The organism is Stenotrophomonas sp. STEN046, assembly GCF_056759755.1.
The window spans coordinates 76,220-93,347 of sequence record NZ_JBRRDR010000002.1 but is presented as its reverse complement, the minus strand read 5'-3'; the positions used below and the strand labels follow the sequence as shown (position 1 = coordinate 93,347).

Sequence of the window (17,128 nt, the reverse complement as noted above, 5' to 3'; positions counted from 1 at the left end):
CGCCGGGCACTGCCCGGCGCTGCCGCCATGCAGGATCAGTCGAAGCGCCAGCGCATGCCCGCATACACGCCACGGCCTTCGCCTGGCGTTGAGCGCGCCACGTCCTTGCCGGCATCGTTGTAGCCGGGCGTCACCGTCGCTGCGTAATGGCGGTCGCCGATGTTGCGCATCTCTGCCCACGCCTGCCAGCGGCCACCGGGTGCGTCGTAGCCGATCCGGCTGCCGAAGATCACATGGCTATCGGCCCAGTAGCTGTTGGCGTAGTCCACCGCGATGCGCGAGGCGTATTCGGTATTGAGCGCCGCATACAGGCCCGAGGCGTGGTCGAAGCGGAGTTCGGCCTGGTAGGCATGTTGCGGCAGGCCCGGCAGGCGGTTGCTGCCGAAGCGCGCATCATGGCGATAGCGGAAATCATTGAAGGTGTACGCCTGGCGCAACGACAGACGGCCCGGCACGGCCTGCCACAGCGTGCTGTCCAGCCCGGCTTCGATGCCGCGGTGCACGGTGGGGCTGGCATTGTTCTCGGCGATGAACAGGTTCGGCACCGGTTGCAGCTCCACGCTCAGCAGCTCGTGGTTGACGTGCGCGTAGTAGCCGGTCAGTTCCCAGCGGCCCAGCGCCGCTTCGCCGCGTGCGCCGAGTTCCAGCGTGGTCGCAGTCTGGTTCTGCATCGGCACCGGCGTGCGCTGGCGCCCGGTTGAGGGGCCATTGCCCGGGCCGAAATACTGGTTCGAGCCCCAGATCATCGACCACGGGTGCGGTGCTTCCACCGAGCGGCTGAGGTTGCCGAACCACTGCGTCTGCGGCGTCTGCTGCCAGGTGAAACCCAGCCGGGGTGCATAGTCCCAGTCATCGCCGCGCAGGCGACCGCCCGTGGCCGGCCAGGTGACCTGCACATCGCGACGGGTGTTGATGACGGCCAGTGCGGTCTGCAGGCGAAGGCGATCGTTCAAGCTGAGGATGTTGCTGACGTGCAGGGTGCTGTCGGTGCCATGGTGGCGGAAGTCGCGCGTGCGCGTGCCGGCGGCATAGCCGTTGCTGGCAAAGCGCAGCGACTCGCGCACGTCGGCATCCAGGTCGTGGGTGACGCGCAGGCCGACGGTGGTTTCGCTGTCCAGGCCGAACAGTGCATGGCGGCGGCGATAATCCAGCGTGGCGTTGAGGTTGGCGTAGTCCAGCTGCTGGCGGTACAGGCTCTCGTTCAAGTCCATCGGATATTTGTGATAGACCAGCCCGGCCTGCAGCGAGGAATCCTCATCGATCTGCAGCGTGGTGACATTGCCCACCCACGTGCTACCCGGCTGCGGGCGTTGCGCGTCGATGGCGAGGTTTGCAGGATTGGCCGCGCGTGGATCGTTGCGGATCTGGTCACGGGTCAGGCGCCCGGGCGTCTCGTGATTGGTTTCGCGATAGCGCACGAAGAAGCGGGTCTGCAGGTCGGGGGTGATCTGCCAGCCGATGTTGGCCATCGCGCCTTTGCCATCGCCGCGCGCATGGCGCTGGTAGCCGTCGAATTCGGTATCGGTGTAGGCCAGGAAGTAGTCGACATCACCATTGACGCCGCCCCAGCTGATCCCGCGCTTCTGGTAGCCGCGGCTGCCGGCTTCGTAGTGCAGCTGCACGCCGGCCGAATCGCGGCCGCTGCGGCTCACGTAGTCGATGGCACCGCCCAGCGCCAGCGCGCCACGCTCGAAACCGTTTGCGCCGCGCAATACCTCCACCCGCGACAGCCACAGCGGTTCAAGCAGTTCATACGGCGTGCCCCCGGGGCCGGTCAGCGGCAGGCCGTCGATCGACACAGCAATACCCGAAGCATGCGCGCCGGGGCCCCGGTTGATGCCCGAGCCACGGATCGAGATCTTGGTGCCCTCGTTACCCGGCGACTGCGCGCTGATGCCGGGCTGGTAGGCCAGCACATCGGCGCTGCTGGACAGGCGGCTGTCTGCCTTGGCCACGTCGATGACGTTGCTGGCGCCGGGTATGCGCTTCAGTGCCTCGCGCGCCTGCGCGCTGGCATCACCAGCGGTGACCTGCACCGCATCCAGCGTGGTGGCCTGCGGGGCGGCATGGGCGGTGATGGAAAGGCCGAGGGAAACGGCCAGGAACAGCAGCGATGGGGTGGGGCGGTACGGCGAGAGCGACATGCGGGAATGCTGTAAACTACGAAAGTGGCGCGCAAGTTAACAGGTCGGCGGCGTCACGTCACCCACCGGTCGCGTATGGCCAGCGCGACCTTTGTAGAGCCAAGCCCATGCTTGGCTATCGCGCGCAGCGCGGTTTTTCTGCGATCGCAACGAAGAGCAGCCGAGCAGAGGCTCGGCTCTACAGCGGGGGTTACGGCGAGGGCTTGGCCAGCGCCTTGGCCTTCGCATACAACCGATCCGCAGTTTCCTTCTCGCCAAGCGCCCCGTGGCATTCGGCCAGGCTGTCCCACGCATTGGCCGAATCCGGATACAGCTCGGTATTGAGAGCGAACACCTTCAACGCCTTGCCTGCACCGAGGCTCTCGTGGATGGCGTAACCATCGGCATTGATCGCGCGTTCCAGTTCGCTGGCAGCAACCCTATTGCTGCCGCGCAGCCAGCTACGCATCAGCTGCGCCGCATCGGCGCCGTCATCCAACGCATAGCCGATCAGCCGCTCCGACAGCACCGCATGCGGAAATTCCTCCGGTGCGGCCACCGCCATCGTGCTTTCCACCAGCGTGCTCGACCACACGTTACGGGCGCTGCCATTGGTCAGGTACACGAACACCCAGTAACCGCTGGCAAGCGTACCCCGGTAGGCCAGCCGCGCACGTACGCGGGTACCGCCATCGTGGCCAACCTGGGTGTAGCCGTCGCTGCGGGTGGTGTCCCAGCCAGTGGAGAAGAAGTTGCTGCCGCCACCGCTCAGTTTCTGCGGCTGCCAGAGCGTTTCCAGTGAGGAGGTGCGTACCAGCTTGCCGGTCGCCAACGCTTGCAGGAAAAGGTTCATGTCGCCCACGGTGGTCTGCAGATCGGCGTGGCCCCAACCGTAGTTCGGCCAGGGATCTTCATTGGCCGGCTGCAGTCCGCCCTGCCTGCCGATGTACGGCACCGCCGCGCGCTGCACAGGCACGCTTGCCACGCCCCACGATGTGCGGGCCATCTTCAACGGCTGCAGGATGCGTTCGCGCGCGATAGCCGGGTAGGGTTTGCGGTACTGCGCTTCCAGCAAGGCGGTCAGCACCAGGTAGTTGGCCTGGGTGTACTGCACGCGGGTACCGGTGATGAACTGCATCGGTGCGGCGCCAGCAACCTTCAATGCAGCGCTGAGACTCGGTGCAACACCGGGGTAGCCCTTGCTCACCCAGCGGTTGTCGACGCGGTCGTAGTACTCGGCGATGCCGGAGCTGTGGTTGAGGAAGTCGCGCACGTGGATTGCCTGCCATGCAGTCGGCAGGCCCGGCACATAGCGGCTTGCGGGTGCATCCAGATCCACTTTGCGCTGGTCCACCAGCTGCATCACCAGCGTGCTGGTCAGCAGCTTGGCCATCGACTGTGCGGCGAAGATGGAATCAACAGCGGCTGCTGCATGGGCGACGGGATCGCGTTCGCCGCTGGCGCCCTGGTAAAGCACCTGGCCGTTGTGGGCGACCAGTACCGCCTGGCCGGCAATGCCATAGCGCTCGCGGTTGGTCTGCAGTTGGGCGTCGAGCTGAGTAGAGAGATCGGCGGGGACGTCACGCGCCGAAGCGACCGGAATGGCAAACAGTGCGCAAAGCAATGCAGCAATGAGCGTGCGGTACATCGCGGTGATCCATCAGCGTTGATGGCGCATGTTGGTCAGCGGCGGGCACTGGGTCAACCCTGTAGAGCCGAACATGGCCCGGCTCTACAGGTGCCTTGCGGTAGTGCCGGCCGCTGGCCGGCAACCTACACAGTCAGCCCAGGATGCCGGGCAGATCCAGTCCCTTTTCCTTTGCGCAGTCGATCGCGATTTCATACCCCGCATCGGCATGGCGCATCACGCCGGTGGCCGGATCGTTCCACAGCACGCGCGCAATCCGCTTCGCCGCCGCTTCGGTACCGTCGCAGACGATCACCATGCCGGCGTGCTGCGAGAAGCCCATGCCCACGCCGCCGCCATGGTGCAGCGACACCCAGGTCGCACCACTGGCGGTGTTGAGCAGTGCGTTCAGCAGCGGCCAGTCGGACACCGCATCGGAACCATCGGCCATCGCCTCGGTTTCGCGATTCGGCGACGCCACGCTGCCTGAATCCAGATGGTCACGGCCGATCACCACCGGTGCCTTCAGTTCACCGTTGGCAACCATCTCGTTGAACGCCAGGCCGAGACGATCGCGGTCGCCAAGGCCCACCCAGCAGATGCGCGCCGGCAGGCCCTGGAACTTGATCTTCTCGGCGGCCATGTCCAGCCAGCGGTGCAGGTGCGGATTGTCCGGAATCAGCTCCTTCACCTTGGCATCGGTCTTGGCGATGTCTTCCGGGTCACCACTCAGTGCGGCCCAACGGAACGGGCCGATGCCGCGGCAGAACAGCGGGCGGATGTAGGCCGGTACGAAACCCGGGAAATCGAAGGCATTGGCCACGCCTTCTTCCAGCGCCATCTGCCGCAGGTTGTTGCCGTAGTCCACGGTGGGCACGCCAAGCGCGTGGAAGCCGAGCATGGCGCGGATGTGATTGGCCATCGACGCACGCGCGGCCTTCTCCACTTCCTTCGGGGCGGACACGCGTTTGTCGTCCCACTGTTCAACGGTCCAGCTCTGCGGCAGGTAGCCGTTCACCGGGTCGTGCGCGGAGGTCTGGTCGGTCAGCATGTCCGGCTTGATGCCGCGCGCGAGCAGTTCGGCCAACACATCGGCAACGTTGCCGAGCAGGCCCACCGATTTCGGCGTGCCGGCCTTGCACGCTTCGTCGATCAGGCGCAGCGCTTCATCCAGGTTGTCGGTCCAGGTATCCAGATAGCCGGTGCGCAGGCGCATGTCGATGCTGCTCTTGCGGCATTCAACGGCCAGGCACGAGGCGCCGGCCATCACCGCGGCCAACGGCTGCGCGCCACCCATGCCGCCGAGGCCGCCGGTGAACAGCCACTTGCCGGTCAGGTCACCACCGAAATGCTGGCGGCCCATTTCCACGAAGGTTTCGTAGGTACCCTGCACGATGCCCTGCGCGCCGATGTAGATCCAGCTGCCAGCGGTCATCTGGCCGTACATGGCCAGGCCCTTCCTATCCAGCTCGTTGAAGTGGTCCCAGTTGGCCCAGCGCGGCACCAGGTTGGAATTGGCGATCAGCACACGCGGTGCATCGGCATGGGTACGGAACACGCCCACCGGCTTGCCGGACTGCACCAGCAGGGTCTGGTCATCGTCCAGCCGCTTGAGTGTTTCGACGATGGCGTCGAAGCTTTCCCAGTCGCGCGCGGCGCGGCCGATGCCGCCGTACACCACCAGTTCCTGCGGCCGCTCGGCCACGTCCGGGTGCAGGTTGTTCATCAGCATGCGCAGCGGCGCTTCGGTCAGCCAGCTCTTGGCGTTGAGCGTGCTGCCGGTGGGCGCGGCGATGGTGCGGGACGGGTCGTTGCGGGTCATGCGGCGCTCCGGTTGGTAGCGAATTCGAGGCAGGCGTTGAGCACCTGCGCCAGGGTGTGGCGCAACGGTGCGGCGTGGTCGGTGTCGAGCGGGGTGGGCCAGCTGTGCTCGTCCACCTGGTCCGGCAGCGATTCGTGCATGTAGCCGCGGCAGGCCAGTTCCATCTGCAGGCTGTGCACACCACCGGCGATGCTGCTGTAGTGGCGGGTGATCCAGCCGCCCTTGAAGCGACCGTTGCGCACCTGGCTCATGCCACTGATTTTCAGCAGGTTTTCCACCACGTCGCTCAGCGCGTTGTCGCAGGAGGTATCCGGCGCGCCCGAGGGGCCGGCGGTGCCAAGATTGAACTGCGGCAGCTCACCCTCGAACAGGTGCGGGATATGCGAGCGGATCGAGTGCGCGTCGTACACCACCACCGTGCCGTGGCGTACACGCAGGCGCGCGATCTGTGTGGCCAGCGCATCGTGGTAGGGCGTGAAATAGGTGTCGCGACGGCGCGCGATTTCCGTGTCATCCGGCTCGCGGCCGGCGTGGTACAGCGGCTGGTTGTCGAAGGTGGTCAGCGGGCACAGGCCGGTGGTGTTCTGGCCCGGGTACAGCGAGACGCCGCTGGGGTCGCGGTTGAGGTCGATCACCGAGCGCGAGATCGCAGAGCGCACCGTGGTTGCGCCCATGCCCCGCGCGAAGTCGTACAGTTCGTGCACCCACCAGTCGGCATCGCGGCGCGCCAGCCACGGCGAGTGGAAATCGCCGATCAGGTCGCGCGGCAACTCGCTGCCGGTGTGCGGGAAGCTGACGATCAACGGGGCATCGCCCTCGTGCACCGTCAGCCATTCGGGGTGGGCATTCATGCCTGCGGCTCCACGCTTGGCAACAGATGGGCCAGGCCCTGCGCCAACGCACCGCTGCGCACCAGGTTGGTGGCGGCCACCATGTCCGGGTGGAAGTAGCGATCCTCTTCCAGCGTCGGCACCTGCGCGCGCAGCGTGGTGCGCACGGTTTCCAGTGCGGCACTGGAGCGCAGCGGCGCATGGAAATCACAGCCCTGCGCGGCGGCCAGCAGTTCGATGCCGATCACGTTGGCGGCGTTCTCGGCCATCTGCATCAGTCGGCGTGCACCGTGCGCGGCCATCGACACGTGGTCTTCCTGGTTGGCCGAGGTCGGAATCGAATCGACGCTGGCCGGATAGGCGCGCTGCTTGTTCTCCGAGACCAGCGCGGCAGCGGTAACCTGCGGAATCATGAAGCCGGAATTCAGGCCGGGGCGAGGGGTCAGGAACGCCGGCAGGCCGGACAGCGCCGGGTCAACGAGCATCGCCAGGCGGCGTTCGCTGATCGAGCCGATCTCGCACACCGCCATCGCCAGCATGTCGGCGGCGAAGGCCACCGGCTCGGCGTGGAAATTGCCACCGGACAGCGCTTCACCGGTCTCGGTGAATACCAGCGGATTGTCGGACACACCGTTGGCTTCGATTTCCAGCGTGGTCGCCGCCTGGCGCAGGATGTCCAGTGCCGCGCCCATCACCTGTGGCTGGCAGCGCAGGCAGTACGGGTCCTGCACGCGCACGTCGTTGTCGCGGTGCGATTCGCGGATGCCCGAGTCCTGCATCAGGCTGCGCAGCGTGGCGGCGGTGGCGATCTGCCCACGCTGTCCACGCAGGGCATGGATGCGCGGATCAAACGGCGTGTCCGAGCCCTTGGCCGCTTCCACCGACAGCGCACCGGTCACCAGTGCGGCCTGGAACACAGTTTCGATTTCGAACAGACCGGCCAGGGCATAGGCGGTGGAGAACTGGGTGCCGTTGAGCAGCGCCAGGCCTTCCTTCGCACCCAGCTCCACCGGCTGCAGGCCGGCGCGTGCCAGCGCGTCCACGGCGGGCAGGCGTTCATCACCGACGAAGGCTTCGCCGACGCCGATCATCACCCCGGCCAGGTGCGAAAGCGGCGCCAGATCGCCGGACGCGCCGACCGAGCCCTGCGCCGGTACCACCGGCACCACCCCTTTCACCAGCAGCGCTTCCAGCAGCAGCAGCGTTTCCTCGCGCACGCCCGAAGCACCCTGGGCGAGGCTGACCAGCTTCAGCGCCATCATCAGCCGCACCACGTTGGCCGGCATCGGTTCGCCCACGCCGGCCGCGTGCGAGAGCACGATGTTCCGTTGCAGGGTGGCCAGGTCTTCGCGCTCGATACGCACGCTGGCCAGCTTGCCGAAGCCGGTGTTGATGCCATACACCGGCGCGCCCTTGGCGACGATGGCAGCCACGGTCGCGGCACTGGCACGCACGGCCGGCAGCGCGGCCGGGTCCAGTGCCAGCGGTGCGCCGCGATAGGCCTGCCGCCACCGGGCAAGGGTGACATGGCCGGGGCGAAGAACCAGGGTGTTGCTCATGTGTTGCTCCAGGAGGCAGGCAGGTCGGGCTGTCCGCGCACCACGCGCGCGTGCAGCGGGTTGAATCCAATGCGATAGACCAGGTCGGCGGGGGCGTCGATGTCCCAGATCGCCAGGTCGCAGTCCATGCCGATGGCAAGGCGACCGATGCGATCGCCACGGCCCAGTGCGCGCGCTGCTTCACGGGTGAAGCCGGCGATGCATTCGTCCACGGTCAGGCGGAACAGGGTCGCGCCCATGTTCATCGCCAGCAGCGGGCTGGTCAGTGGCGAGGTACCGGGGTTGCTGTCGGTGGCCAGCGCCAACGGCACGCCGGCCGCACGCAGCGCGGCGATCGGTGGCAGGGTGGTATCGCGGGTGAAATAGAAGGCACCGGGCAGCAGCACCGCCACGGTTCCGGCCGCCGCCATCGCGGCGATGCCGGCGTCATCCAGGTGTTCGATATGGTCGGCCGACAACGCACCGAAGCCGGCTGCCAGTTCGGCGCCATGCTGGTTGCTCAGTTGCTCGGCATGGATCTTGATCGCCAGTCCGTGCGCGCGCGCGGCCTCGAACACCTGTCGCGCCTGCGCGGGCGAGAACGCGATGTTCTCGCAGAACACATCCACCGCTTCGGCCAGGCCTTCGGCGGCAATGGCGGGAATCATCATGTTGCACACCTCGTCGGTGTACTCCTGCGCCTCACGGCCCGGCGGCACCGCGTGCGCGCCCAGGAAGGTCGGCACCACGTTGACCCGGCATTCCTCGCCCAGTGCACGCGCTACCTGCAGCTGCTTGCGCTCGTCTTCCAGGGTCAGCCCATAGCCGGATTTGATCTCGATGGTGGTCACGCCCTCGGCACGCATCGCCAGCAGGCGCGGGCGGCTTTCGCGGGCCAGCTGTTCCGGGGTGGCGGCGCGGGTGGCGCGCACGGTGGACACGATGCCGCCGCCGGCGCGGGCGATCTCGGCATAGCTGACGCCCTGCAGGCGCTGCTCGAATTCGTTGGCGCGGTTGCCGGCGTAGACCAGATGGGTGTGGCAGTCGATCAGGCCGGGCGAGATCCAGCGGCCCTCGCCATCGATGCGCGTGGTCGGTCGCAGGTGGGTGTCACTGCCGGCCGGGCCGACGTGGACGATGCGGCCGTCGCGGCAGGCCAGGACGGCATCGCGCTGCAGGGCAAGTCCCTCGCCATCAAGGGTGATCAGGTGAACGTTGGACCAGAGGGTATCGACGTGCATGGCATCCACAACGCGGCTGTGCTTATATGTCTATACAATATAGGCGTCCATTTCGGGTTGTCCAGCCATGTCCGATTCGCGTTCCCCGCACTGCTTCCATGCCGCCCACGCCCTGTTGGCCGAGGGCTGGGCCACCGATGTGCGCCTGCAGGTGCGCGACGGCCGCATCGCGGCGATCACGCAGGGGCGGGGCGCGCAGGACGGGGACACCCGTGTCGGCATCCTGGTGCCGGGCCTGCCGAACCTGCACAGCCACGCCTTCCAGCGTGGCATGGCCGGTCTGGCCGAGATCGGCGGCGGTGACGGCGACAGCTTCTGGAGCTGGCGCGAGCTGATGTACCGCTTCCTGGCCCACCTGCGCCCGGAGGCGGTGCAGGCCATCGCCGCGCAGGCGTACATGGAGATGCTGGAGAGCGGCTTCACCCGTGTCGGTGAATTCCACTACCTGCACCACGACGCCGATGGCAGGCCGTATGCCAACCCTGCGGAGATGAGTGCGCGGATCGCCGCCGCCGCCGAGCAGACCGGCATCGGCCTGACGCTGTTGCCGGTGTTCTATGCCCATGCTGATTTCGGTGGCGCGCCGCCGAATCCGGCGCAGCGCCGCCTGATCCACGATGTGGACGGCTTCGCACGGTTGCTGGACGCAGCGAAGCCGGCCTTGACCACGCTGCCCGACGCGGTGCTCGGCATCGCCCCGCACAGCCTGCGCGCGGTCACCGGCGAAGAGCTGGGAGCGCTGCTTCCGCTCACCGACGGCCCGATCCACATCCATATCGCCGAGCAGGTACGTGAAGTCGAGGCCTGCCTGGCCTGGAGCGGCCAGCGCCCGGTGCAGTGGCTGTACGAGCACGTGTCCGTGGACGCGCGCTGGTGCCTGGTGCATGCCACCCACATCACCGACGACGAGCGCCGGCAGATGGTCGCCAGCAACGCCGTGGCCGGCCTGTGTCCGATCACCGAAGCCAACCTTGGCGACGGCCTGTTCCCGATGCAGGCGTTCGCACGCGAGGGTGGCCGCTTCGGCGTCGGCTCCGATTCCAACGTGCTGATCGATGCCGCCGAAGAGCTGCGCCTGCTGGAGTACGGCCAGCGCCTGGCTCTGCGCGGGCGCAACGTACTGGCGCCGGATGCCAGTCGCAGCAGCGGCCGCTTCCTGTTTGAAGGCGCAGTGCAGGGCGGCGCGCAGGCGCTCGGGGTGGTCGCGGGCCTGCAGGTGGGGGCCAGCGCGGATCTGGTTGAACTGGACGCCACACACCCGGCAATGCAGGCGCGCCAGGGTGACGCATGGCTTGACAGCTGGGTGTTCGCCGCACGTAATGGCGCGCTGCGATCGGTCTGGCGCCATGGCCGCCAATGCGTAGCCGAGGGTCGCCACCTGCAGCGCGAGGCGATCACCCGCGCTTTCGCCGCCGCCCTGCGTGGCGTGCTTGGCTGATCGCTTCCCGCCACCGAGACCCCATCACGTGAAGGCCAGCAAGTCCGCCACGCTCAACCAGCGCATCCGCAGCGACCTGGAAAGCCGCATCCTCAGCGGAGAGTGGGCGCCGGGCTTCCGTATCCCCTACGAGCACGAGCTGATGGAGCAGTACGGCTGCTCGCGGATGACGGTGAACAAGGTGCTGACCGCACTGGCCGAGAGCGGCATGATCGAGCGGCGCCGTCGTGCCGGCTCGTTCGTGGCGCGGCAACCGCCGCACCTGGAACAGGTTGCGCTGGAGATTCCCGATATCGCAATGGAAGTTGGCTCGCGCGGCCACCAGTATGGCTATCAGCTGCTGCAACGGGAGCTGCGCCTGGCCGCCGCCGACAACGCCGGCGAAGTGGAGCTGGCCGGCAGCGAGCAGTTGTTGGCGATGCGCTGCCTGCATCTGGCCGATGGCCGTCCGCTGGCACTGGAACACCGCCTGATCAGCCCGGTCGGGGTGCCTGAAGTGCTGCAGGTGGACTTCAACACCACCGCGCCGGGCAGCTGGCTGCTGCAGAACGTGTCATGGACGCGCGCCCAGCACCGGATCAGTGCCTGGGGGGCCGACATGGCCACCGCCAAGCTGCTGGAGGTGAAGCCTGGCACCGCCTGTCTGGTCATCGAGCGCCTTACCTGGCGCGGTGAACAGCCGATCACCCGCGTGCGGCAGATGTTCCTGGGCGACGCGTGGGACCTTGTGGCGCGCTTCGCACCCGGGGCGCGTTAGGGCCGTATCCACGCACGGCGTGGATCTACTGAATCCCGGTTTGGATTACGCGGTGCGCGAGAACCCCGGGTAGATCCACGCCATGCGTGGATGCTGCCTGATCAATACGTCGCGCATTGCCGCCAGCGCACCGGCTCATCCACGCCGGGCCGGGCATTGAGCTGCACGCGCACGTTGCGCAGGGCGGGGTAGCGCAGCACTTCCTGGCAGACCCGTGGCCACACGGTTTCGAGTTCGCCGGTGCGGTTGATCGCCAGCGTCTGCCGGGTCAGCCAGACGCCGCTGGCAATACCGGACTGGCCGGCCAGCGCGCGTGCCAGTTCGGCCTGGTAGCGGTCGAGCGTGGCCGCGTCGGGGTTGGGGTTGTTGCGTGTGGCATCGGTCGTGCCCTGCGGCGCCGTTGCCGGCGCTGATGCCGGAACCGATGCCGGAGCGGTGACACCGGTTGCCGGCGTTTCCACTGCCTTGTCGGGCTCGACAGGTGCCGGTGCGGGTGCGGCAACCGGAGCCGGCGCTGGAGCCGCCTTCTCTGCCTCTGTGTGCATGCCCTGCAGGCCCAGCCCGACCAGCAGCCCCAGGGTTACCGAAGCCAGCGCGGCGATGGCGATGCGGCGCAGCGCTTCGTGGCGCGCCGTGGCGTGTACCCGGGTATCGATATCGGCAGGCAGGTAGGGCTGCAGCAGCGGCCACAGGCGTGGCCCGTCCAGCACTTCAACGGCCTGCTTGTCGGCGGCGGCCAGGCCATCGCGCTGTACGCGGCCTTCAGTGATCAGCATTCCGCCTCTGGCGCCGGCCAGTCGCGCGGCCGCGCCCAGCTCGTTCACTGCCGCAGTGCCAATGCGATAGGCCAGGCCGTGCTTGCACGACACCAGCCAGTGGTTGGGGCCATCGCTGAGCAGGAAATCACTGCTCGGCTCGCGGCTTTCTTCGTTGGGGTCCTGCAGTTCACGCAGCCCGCGCTGCTCGCGCAGCATGCGCTTGATCAGCGTGGAGAACTCGCGCCAGTGCATGCCGGCCAATGCCTGCAGCCCCAGTTGCATCTCGGTACGTCGGCGCTTGAACCACCACAGATGGACGGTGGCCAGGGCGCAGGTAAGCAGGGCCGACAGCAGGGCCAGAATCCAGGGAAGCATGCAGGGCGACGACGGAAGGGGCGAAAACGGAGGCCCACAGTGTAAAGGTGCGGCCGGGCGATTGCGTCAGGGTGTTCCCGACAGGAAGCGTGATGCAGCCCGCAGATCAGCGTGTCGCAGACACGAAAAACCCGCCAATCCTGAAGCCGTGAGGGGAGGGAACAAACGGCAGCCGAAGCGATTGGCGGGTTCTACGCGATTGTCAGCGAAAATTTATTGCGTTGCAACAAAAGTGGTTCAGGGTGCGCTGCCCGGTGCCTGATGGCTGCCCGGTGAGGGCGCGTCGACATCGGCCGAGGCCCGGTGTTCCAGCTTGGCCAGGCGGGCGGTAAGTGCGTCGATGCGCGCCTCCAGTGCGGTCACCTCGTCGGCGGTGGGTACGCGCAGGCGCTTGAGCACCCCCTGCACCTGGTCATCGAATGCCTTCTCGACCTTGGTCCAGGTGCCGGATGCCTTCTCGCGGGCATCGTCCAGCGAGTGCTCCACGTTGTCGCGCCAACCCGGCTCCTGCTCACCGGTACGCTCACGGCGGCGCGCTTCCCAGGCCTCGCCTTCCTTCACCAGGCCATCGAAGAATCGGCCGCCCTCGGCCTGCGCGCGCCCCAGCGCACCCAGTCCGGCCAGCCACACCTGCTGTGCCGAATCGCTCAGCCTGCGCGAGAAGCGCTCAGCCTGGTCGCCGAAGCCGGTGTCGTCATCGCGGCGGTCGTCATTCTCGTAACGGTTCATCGCACTTCCCGGGGGAGTAGGGTCTGCCCCCGAGAGTAGCGCGCGCCGACGTTGCTGGGCCGTGACGGCCGCAGCGCAGGTTCAGCCCAGCTTTTCCTTCAGCACGCGCTGGATCTCGCTTTCCACCATGCCTTTCATCGCCGACAGCAGGAAGCCCAGCTTGGCGGTCACGCGCACGGCACCCGGCTGCAGCTCGATCGCGCCGTCCACGCCGCTGCCGGAGAAGTTCAGCACGTCCGCTGCCCAGGACGACTTCAGGCCGAAGCGTTCGCTCAGCTTGGCGGCAACCTGTTCGATCGCTTCACGCGCCTGGGTATCGGGCAGGGTGTGGGCGTGGCGGACATCGATGGTGGACATGCAGGCTCCTGGCGCAGGGCGGGGATGATCAAAGAGGGCAAGCATTGTGCGCATCGATGGCGCCCGCGCCAAGCGCTCATCGCAGGTTCTTCTTCGTTGGCGGCCAACCTGCTAGTCTGCGCCGCGTGCAGAACCTGCTTGTTCACTTCAGCCAACAACAACAGCCCGACCAGCCGCTGCGGCCCGGGGTGCAGCGCATCGTGCGCCAGGCCAACGGCAGCGTGCGGCTGGGAGATGCCGGCAACGGCGCACTGCTGCTGGCGCAGTTCTGCGTGGACGATCGCGGTCTGTGGCTGCAGGTCGGCAACGGCATCCGCGGCATCCACGTAAACGGTCGCCCGGTTCGCCGCATGGCCCTGCTGCGGGCGGGGGACGCGGTCTATGTGGATGGCGTGGAAATGGTCCTGCGCGGCGAGGTCGAGACCCTGCTGCAGGCGCCCGCACCGGCATCCAGTACAGAAAACCACGGCGAGGAACAGCGGCTGCTGCGCGGTGTTGGCGGCCTCCACCATGGCCGCAGTTTCACCCTGGCGCAGGCGCGCGTGATCGGCCGTGGCAGCGATGCCGATATCGAGATCGATGAGCCCGACTTCGCAGAACAGCACGCCCGGGTGGAAGTGCAGGGCGAACGGGTATTGCTGCGCGACCTGGGCAGTGCCGATGGCACCCGGGTGAACGGTGTAGCCGTGCGCCACTGCTGGCTGCAGGCCGGCGACCAGCTGGTGTTCGATGGCCAGCACCGGTTCGTGCTGGAAGTGCCCCACGATCCGCGCCGGCGCCCGCCGCAGGCCGACGATGAGGGGGCCGACGAAGCCGAGCAGGCACCGATGCTGCCGGCTGCCCCGCGCCGGGTGCGGCGCTGGCCGTGGCTGCTGGGCAGCGCACTGCTGCTGGCCGCCGTGCTCAGCCTGCTGCTCTGGTTCGGCGCCCGCTGATCCTGCATTCGCCGGGCACGGCCCGGCGCCACTGGGCCCGCTCCGGTGGATGCCAACCTTGGTTGGCAGGCTCCTTCCTCCTTCCGCGCGCACGACGCCTTCCGGCGTACGCCAACCAAGGTTGGCGACTACCAAGGCCCCAGCGGTCCTCGGCGCGGCAAATGGATTCCGATGCAACCAAATTTCCCTTGCCGCATAAGGCCGCAAGGCTGGTGCACTGCGGCATACTAGGGGTCTTGCCTCACAGGTGTGACATGACGCGCGCGTTCAACTTCAGTGCCGGCCCTGCAACCTTGCCGGAATCGGTCCTGCGCCAGGCGCAGGCGGAAATGCTGGACTGGCACGGTAGCGGTGCCTCCATCGTGGAAATGAGCCATCGCGGGCCGGAATTCATGTCCGTGGCCGCCGAAGCCGAGGCCGATCTGCGCCGCCTGCTCGACATTCCCGACGACTATGCAGTGCTGTTCCTGCCCGGTGGCGCCACCACCCAGCAGGCACTGATCCCGCTCAACTTCGCCACTCCCGGCCAGCGTGCCGATTACGTGGTCAGCGGTCACTGGGGCAAAACCGCGGTCAAGCAGGCCGCGCCCTATGTGGATGTCAACATCGCCGCCAGCAGCGAGGCCAACGGCTATCGCGAGCTGCCCGAGCGAAGTGGCTGGAATCTGTCGGCCGATGCCGCCTACGTGCACATCACCGCCAACGAGACCATCCATGGCGTCGAGTTCCGTGATGTGCCCGATACCGGCGGTGTGCCGCTGGTTGCCGACTTCAGTTCGTCCATCGCCAGCGAACCGCTGGATGTGCGCCGCTACGGCATCATCTACGCCGGCGCGCAGAAGAACCTCGGTCCGGTCGGCATCGCGGTGATGATCATCCGCCGTGACCTGCTGGAGCGCAGCGGCCAGCCGCGCGCGGATATCTTCGATTACCGATCGCACGTCGCCCGCGATTCCATGCTCAACACCCCGCCCACCTGGAACTGGTATCTGGCGGGCCTGGTGTTCAAGTGGATGCTCGCCGAAGGTGGCGTGGTCGAGTTCGCCAAGCGCAACGCCGCCAAGGCCGCGCTGGTGTATGGCGCGATCGATGCATCGGGTGGTTTCTACCGCAATGAGGTGGCGCATTCGGCACGGTCGCGGATGAACATTCCGTTCTTCCTGCCCAGCGCCGATCTGGACGCCCGTTTTGTCGCCGACGCCAAGGCCGCTGGCCTGCTGGCGCTGAAGGGCCACAAGGTGGTGGGTGGCATCCGTGCCTCGCTGTACAACGCCATGCCGCTGGCCGGGGCCGAGGCGCTGGTCGCCTTCATGGCCGATTTCCAGCAGCGTCACGGCTGAGCAATGAACGGCGCGCACCGTCGGGTGCGTGCCCCGCAACAAGGAATTCCGATGGCAAGCAAACCCAGCAAGAAGGCGTCGAAGAAGGCCGAACCGGCCAAGGACAGCGCCAAGCCCCGGTCCAAGGGCAAGTCGAAGGCCACCCCGGCACCCACCCTGGCGCCGCTGGCGCTGGCGGACGTGCGCTCGAAGATCGACCAGATCGACCGCGACATCCAGAGCCTGATCGCCGAGCGTGCGCAGTTCGCCCACCAGGTCGGCAAGGCCAAGGGCAAGCTCGCCGCTGCCGTCGATTACTACCGCCCCGAACGCGAAGCACAGGTGCTGCGCATGGTGGTGGACCGCAATGAAGGTCCGCTCAGCGATGAGCTGCTGGTGCACGTCTATCGCGAAATCATGTCGGCCTGCCTGGCCCAGCAGGAGCCGTTGAAGATCGGTTACCTCGGCCCGGAAGGCACCTTCAGCCAGCAGGCTGTGCTCAAGCACTTCGGCCGCTCGGCGCTGGGCCTGCCGATGGCCAGCATCGAAGAAGTGTTCCAGGAAGTGGAAGCAGGCAACGCCGATTTCGGCGTGGTGCCGGTGGAGAACTCCGGGCAGGGCACCATCCAGATCACCCTGGACATGTTCCTCACGTCCAACCTGAAGATCTGCGGCGAAGTGGAACTGCGCGTGCAGCAGTACCTGATGTCGCGCAGTGGCCGCATCGAAGATATCGAACGCGTCTACGGCCACCCGCAGTCGTTCATGCAGACCTCGGCATGGATGCGTGCCAACCTGCCCAAGGCCGAACGCATCCCTGTGGCCAGCAACGCCGAGGGTGCGCGCCGTGCGCGCAATGCCGACGATGCAGCGGCCATCGGTGGCGAGAGCGCCGGCCATGTGTACGGCCTGAAGAAGGTGGTCACCAAGCCGATCCAGAACGATGCCGACAACACCACCCGCTTCCTGGTGGTGGGCCGCAACATCTTCCCGACCTCCGGCCACGACCGCACCTCGGTGCTGGTGTTCATCCATGACAAGCCCGGCGCGCTGTTCGATGTCCTCAGCCCGTTCGCCCGCCATGGCATCAGCATGAACCGCATCGAGTCGCGCCCGTCGCACCACGGCAAGTGGGAATACGGCTTCTTCATCGACCTGGCCGGCCACATCGACGATGCGCCGATGCAGGCGGCCCTGGCCGAGCTGGAAGCCCACTCGGCACAGATCAAGGTGCTCGGCTCCTATCCGGTGGCCGTGCCCTGATTCCTGTTGTGGTGGC

The 17,128-nt window shown here is 67.1% G+C and carries 14 protein-coding genes; 5 read left to right on the top strand and 9 right to left on the bottom strand.

Annotation, left to right across the window (positions count from 1 at the left end; genetic code table 11):
• Nucleotides 1-35: 35 nt before the first annotated feature.
• The 6 genes from ACVOLJ_RS01765 to hutI form a co-directional block, all read right to left on the bottom strand.
• The gene (locus ACVOLJ_RS01765) at nucleotides 36-2,144 is read right to left on the bottom strand and encodes a TonB-dependent receptor family protein (protein ID WP_481563300.1); all 2,109 of its coding nucleotides are present in this window, start codon (nucleotides 2,142-2,144) and stop codon (nucleotides 36-38) included.
• A gap of 190 nt (nucleotides 2,145-2,334) precedes the next feature.
• Nucleotides 2,335-3,771, bottom strand: coding sequence for a serine hydrolase domain-containing protein (locus ACVOLJ_RS01760; RefSeq protein WP_481563299.1), 1,437 nt, complete (start codon nucleotides 3,769-3,771; stop codon nucleotides 2,335-2,337).
• Nucleotides 3,772-3,904: 133 nt separating this feature from the next.
• Nucleotides 3,905-5,572 (bottom strand): urocanate hydratase, encoded by a 1,668-nt coding sequence (hutU, locus tag ACVOLJ_RS01755; RefSeq protein WP_475280563.1) that lies wholly within the window; start codon nucleotides 5,570-5,572, stop codon nucleotides 3,905-3,907.
• Nucleotides 5,569-6,423, bottom strand: coding sequence for an N-formylglutamate deformylase (gene hutG, locus ACVOLJ_RS01750; protein ID WP_481563298.1), 855 nt, complete (start codon nucleotides 6,421-6,423; stop codon nucleotides 5,569-5,571). The genes hutU and hutG overlap by 4 nt, the downstream gene beginning before the upstream one ends.
• Nucleotides 6,420-7,961 (bottom strand): histidine ammonia-lyase, encoded by a 1,542-nt coding sequence (hutH, locus tag ACVOLJ_RS01745; protein ID WP_481563297.1) that lies wholly within the window; start codon nucleotides 7,959-7,961, stop codon nucleotides 6,420-6,422. The genes hutG and hutH overlap by 4 nt, the downstream gene beginning before the upstream one ends.
• Complete coding sequence (hutI, locus tag ACVOLJ_RS01740; RefSeq protein ID WP_481563296.1) at nucleotides 7,958-9,181, bottom strand: imidazolonepropionase; 1,224 nt, start codon at nucleotides 9,179-9,181, stop codon at nucleotides 7,958-7,960. Before hutI ends, hutH begins: the two co-directional genes overlap by 4 nt.
• 67 nt (nucleotides 9,182-9,248) lie before the next feature.
• Here hutI and ACVOLJ_RS01735 point away from each other — a divergent pair, with 67 nt between their 5' ends.
• Both ACVOLJ_RS01735 and hutC read left to right on the top strand, forming a co-directional pair.
• Nucleotides 9,249-10,619: a formimidoylglutamate deiminase gene (locus ACVOLJ_RS01735; protein ID WP_481563295.1), complete on the top strand. Its 1,371-nt coding sequence runs from the start codon at nucleotides 9,249-9,251 to the stop codon at nucleotides 10,617-10,619.
• Between the two features lie 28 nt (nucleotides 10,620-10,647).
• Complete coding sequence (gene hutC / locus ACVOLJ_RS01730; RefSeq protein ID WP_481563294.1) at nucleotides 10,648-11,376, top strand: histidine utilization repressor; 729 nt, start codon at nucleotides 10,648-10,650, stop codon at nucleotides 11,374-11,376.
• A gap of 101 nt (nucleotides 11,377-11,477) precedes the next feature.
• Here the strand turns inward: hutC and ACVOLJ_RS01725 are convergent, their stop codons facing one another.
• The 3 genes from ACVOLJ_RS01725 to ACVOLJ_RS01715 form a co-directional block, all read right to left on the bottom strand.
• The gene (locus ACVOLJ_RS01725; protein ID WP_481563293.1) at nucleotides 11,478-12,509 is read right to left on the bottom strand and encodes a restriction endonuclease; all 1,032 of its coding nucleotides are present in this window, start codon (nucleotides 12,507-12,509) and stop codon (nucleotides 11,478-11,480) included.
• A 237-nt stretch (nucleotides 12,510-12,746) separates the two neighbouring features.
• Nucleotides 12,747-13,238: a phasin family protein gene (locus ACVOLJ_RS01720; RefSeq protein WP_475280556.1), complete on the bottom strand. Its 492-nt coding sequence runs from the start codon at nucleotides 13,236-13,238 to the stop codon at nucleotides 12,747-12,749.
• An 81-nt stretch (nucleotides 13,239-13,319) separates the two neighbouring features.
• Nucleotides 13,320-13,595 carry a polyhydroxyalkanoic acid system family protein gene (locus ACVOLJ_RS01715; RefSeq protein ID WP_230111956.1) on the bottom strand — a complete coding sequence of 92 codons (276 nt, stop codon included), beginning with the start codon at nucleotides 13,593-13,595 and terminating at the stop codon, nucleotides 13,320-13,322.
• Between the two features lie 125 nt (nucleotides 13,596-13,720).
• Between ACVOLJ_RS01715 and ACVOLJ_RS01710 the strand changes: the two genes are divergently transcribed.
• From ACVOLJ_RS01710 to pheA, 3 genes are all read left to right on the top strand, one after another.
• Nucleotides 13,721-14,530 carry an FHA domain-containing protein gene (locus ACVOLJ_RS01710; protein WP_475280555.1) on the top strand — a complete coding sequence of 270 codons (810 nt, stop codon included), beginning with the start codon at nucleotides 13,721-13,723 and terminating at the stop codon, nucleotides 14,528-14,530.
• A 254-nt stretch (nucleotides 14,531-14,784) separates the two neighbouring features.
• A complete protein-coding gene (serC, locus tag ACVOLJ_RS01705; protein ID WP_481563292.1) occupies nucleotides 14,785-15,870 on the top strand; it encodes a 3-phosphoserine/phosphohydroxythreonine transaminase in 1,086 nt (361 codons plus the stop codon).
• 51 nt (nucleotides 15,871-15,921) lie between these two features.
• Nucleotides 15,922-17,112, top strand: a complete 1,191-nt coding sequence (pheA, locus tag ACVOLJ_RS01700; RefSeq protein ID WP_475280553.1) for a prephenate dehydratase — start codon at nucleotides 15,922-15,924, stop codon at nucleotides 17,110-17,112.
• Nucleotides 17,113-17,128: the final 16 nt, after the last annotated feature.

What these genes read in the sequence shown, in the direction of transcription:
- hutI (WP_481563296.1), bottom strand. Translation starts at nt 9,181, where the DNA reads ATGCACGTCGATACCCTCTGGTCCAACGTTCACCTGATCACCCTTGAT.
- ACVOLJ_RS01735 (WP_481563295.1), top strand. Translation starts at nt 9,249, where the DNA reads ATGTCCGATTCGCGTTCCCCGCACTGCTTCCATGCCGCCCACGCCCTG.
- ACVOLJ_RS01765 (WP_481563300.1), bottom strand. Translation starts at nt 2,144, where the DNA reads ATGTCGCTCTCGCCGTACCGCCCCACCCCATCGCTGCTGTTCCTGGCC.
- ACVOLJ_RS01725 (WP_481563293.1), bottom strand. Translation starts at nt 12,509, where the DNA reads ATGCTTCCCTGGATTCTGGCCCTGCTGTCGGCCCTGCTTACCTGCGCC.
- hutU (WP_475280563.1), bottom strand. Translation starts at nt 5,572, where the DNA reads ATGACCCGCAACGACCCGTCCCGCACCATCGCCGCGCCCACCGGCAGC.
- hutH (WP_481563297.1), bottom strand. Translation starts at nt 7,961, where the DNA reads ATGAGCAACACCCTGGTTCTTCGCCCCGGCCATGTCACCCTTGCCCGG.
- serC (WP_481563292.1), top strand. Translation starts at nt 14,785, where the DNA reads ATGACGCGCGCGTTCAACTTCAGTGCCGGCCCTGCAACCTTGCCGGAA.
- pheA (WP_475280553.1), top strand. Translation starts at nt 15,922, where the DNA reads ATGGCAAGCAAACCCAGCAAGAAGGCGTCGAAGAAGGCCGAACCGGCC.
- hutG (WP_481563298.1), bottom strand. Translation starts at nt 6,423, where the DNA reads ATGAATGCCCACCCCGAATGGCTGACGGTGCACGAGGGCGATGCCCCG.
- ACVOLJ_RS01760 (WP_481563299.1), bottom strand. Translation starts at nt 3,771, where the DNA reads ATGTACCGCACGCTCATTGCTGCATTGCTTTGCGCACTGTTTGCCATT.
- ACVOLJ_RS01715 (WP_230111956.1), bottom strand. Translation starts at nt 13,595, where the DNA reads ATGTCCACCATCGATGTCCGCCACGCCCACACCCTGCCCGATACCCAG.
- ACVOLJ_RS01720 (WP_475280556.1), bottom strand. Translation starts at nt 13,238, where the DNA reads ATGAACCGTTACGAGAATGACGACCGCCGCGATGACGACACCGGCTTC.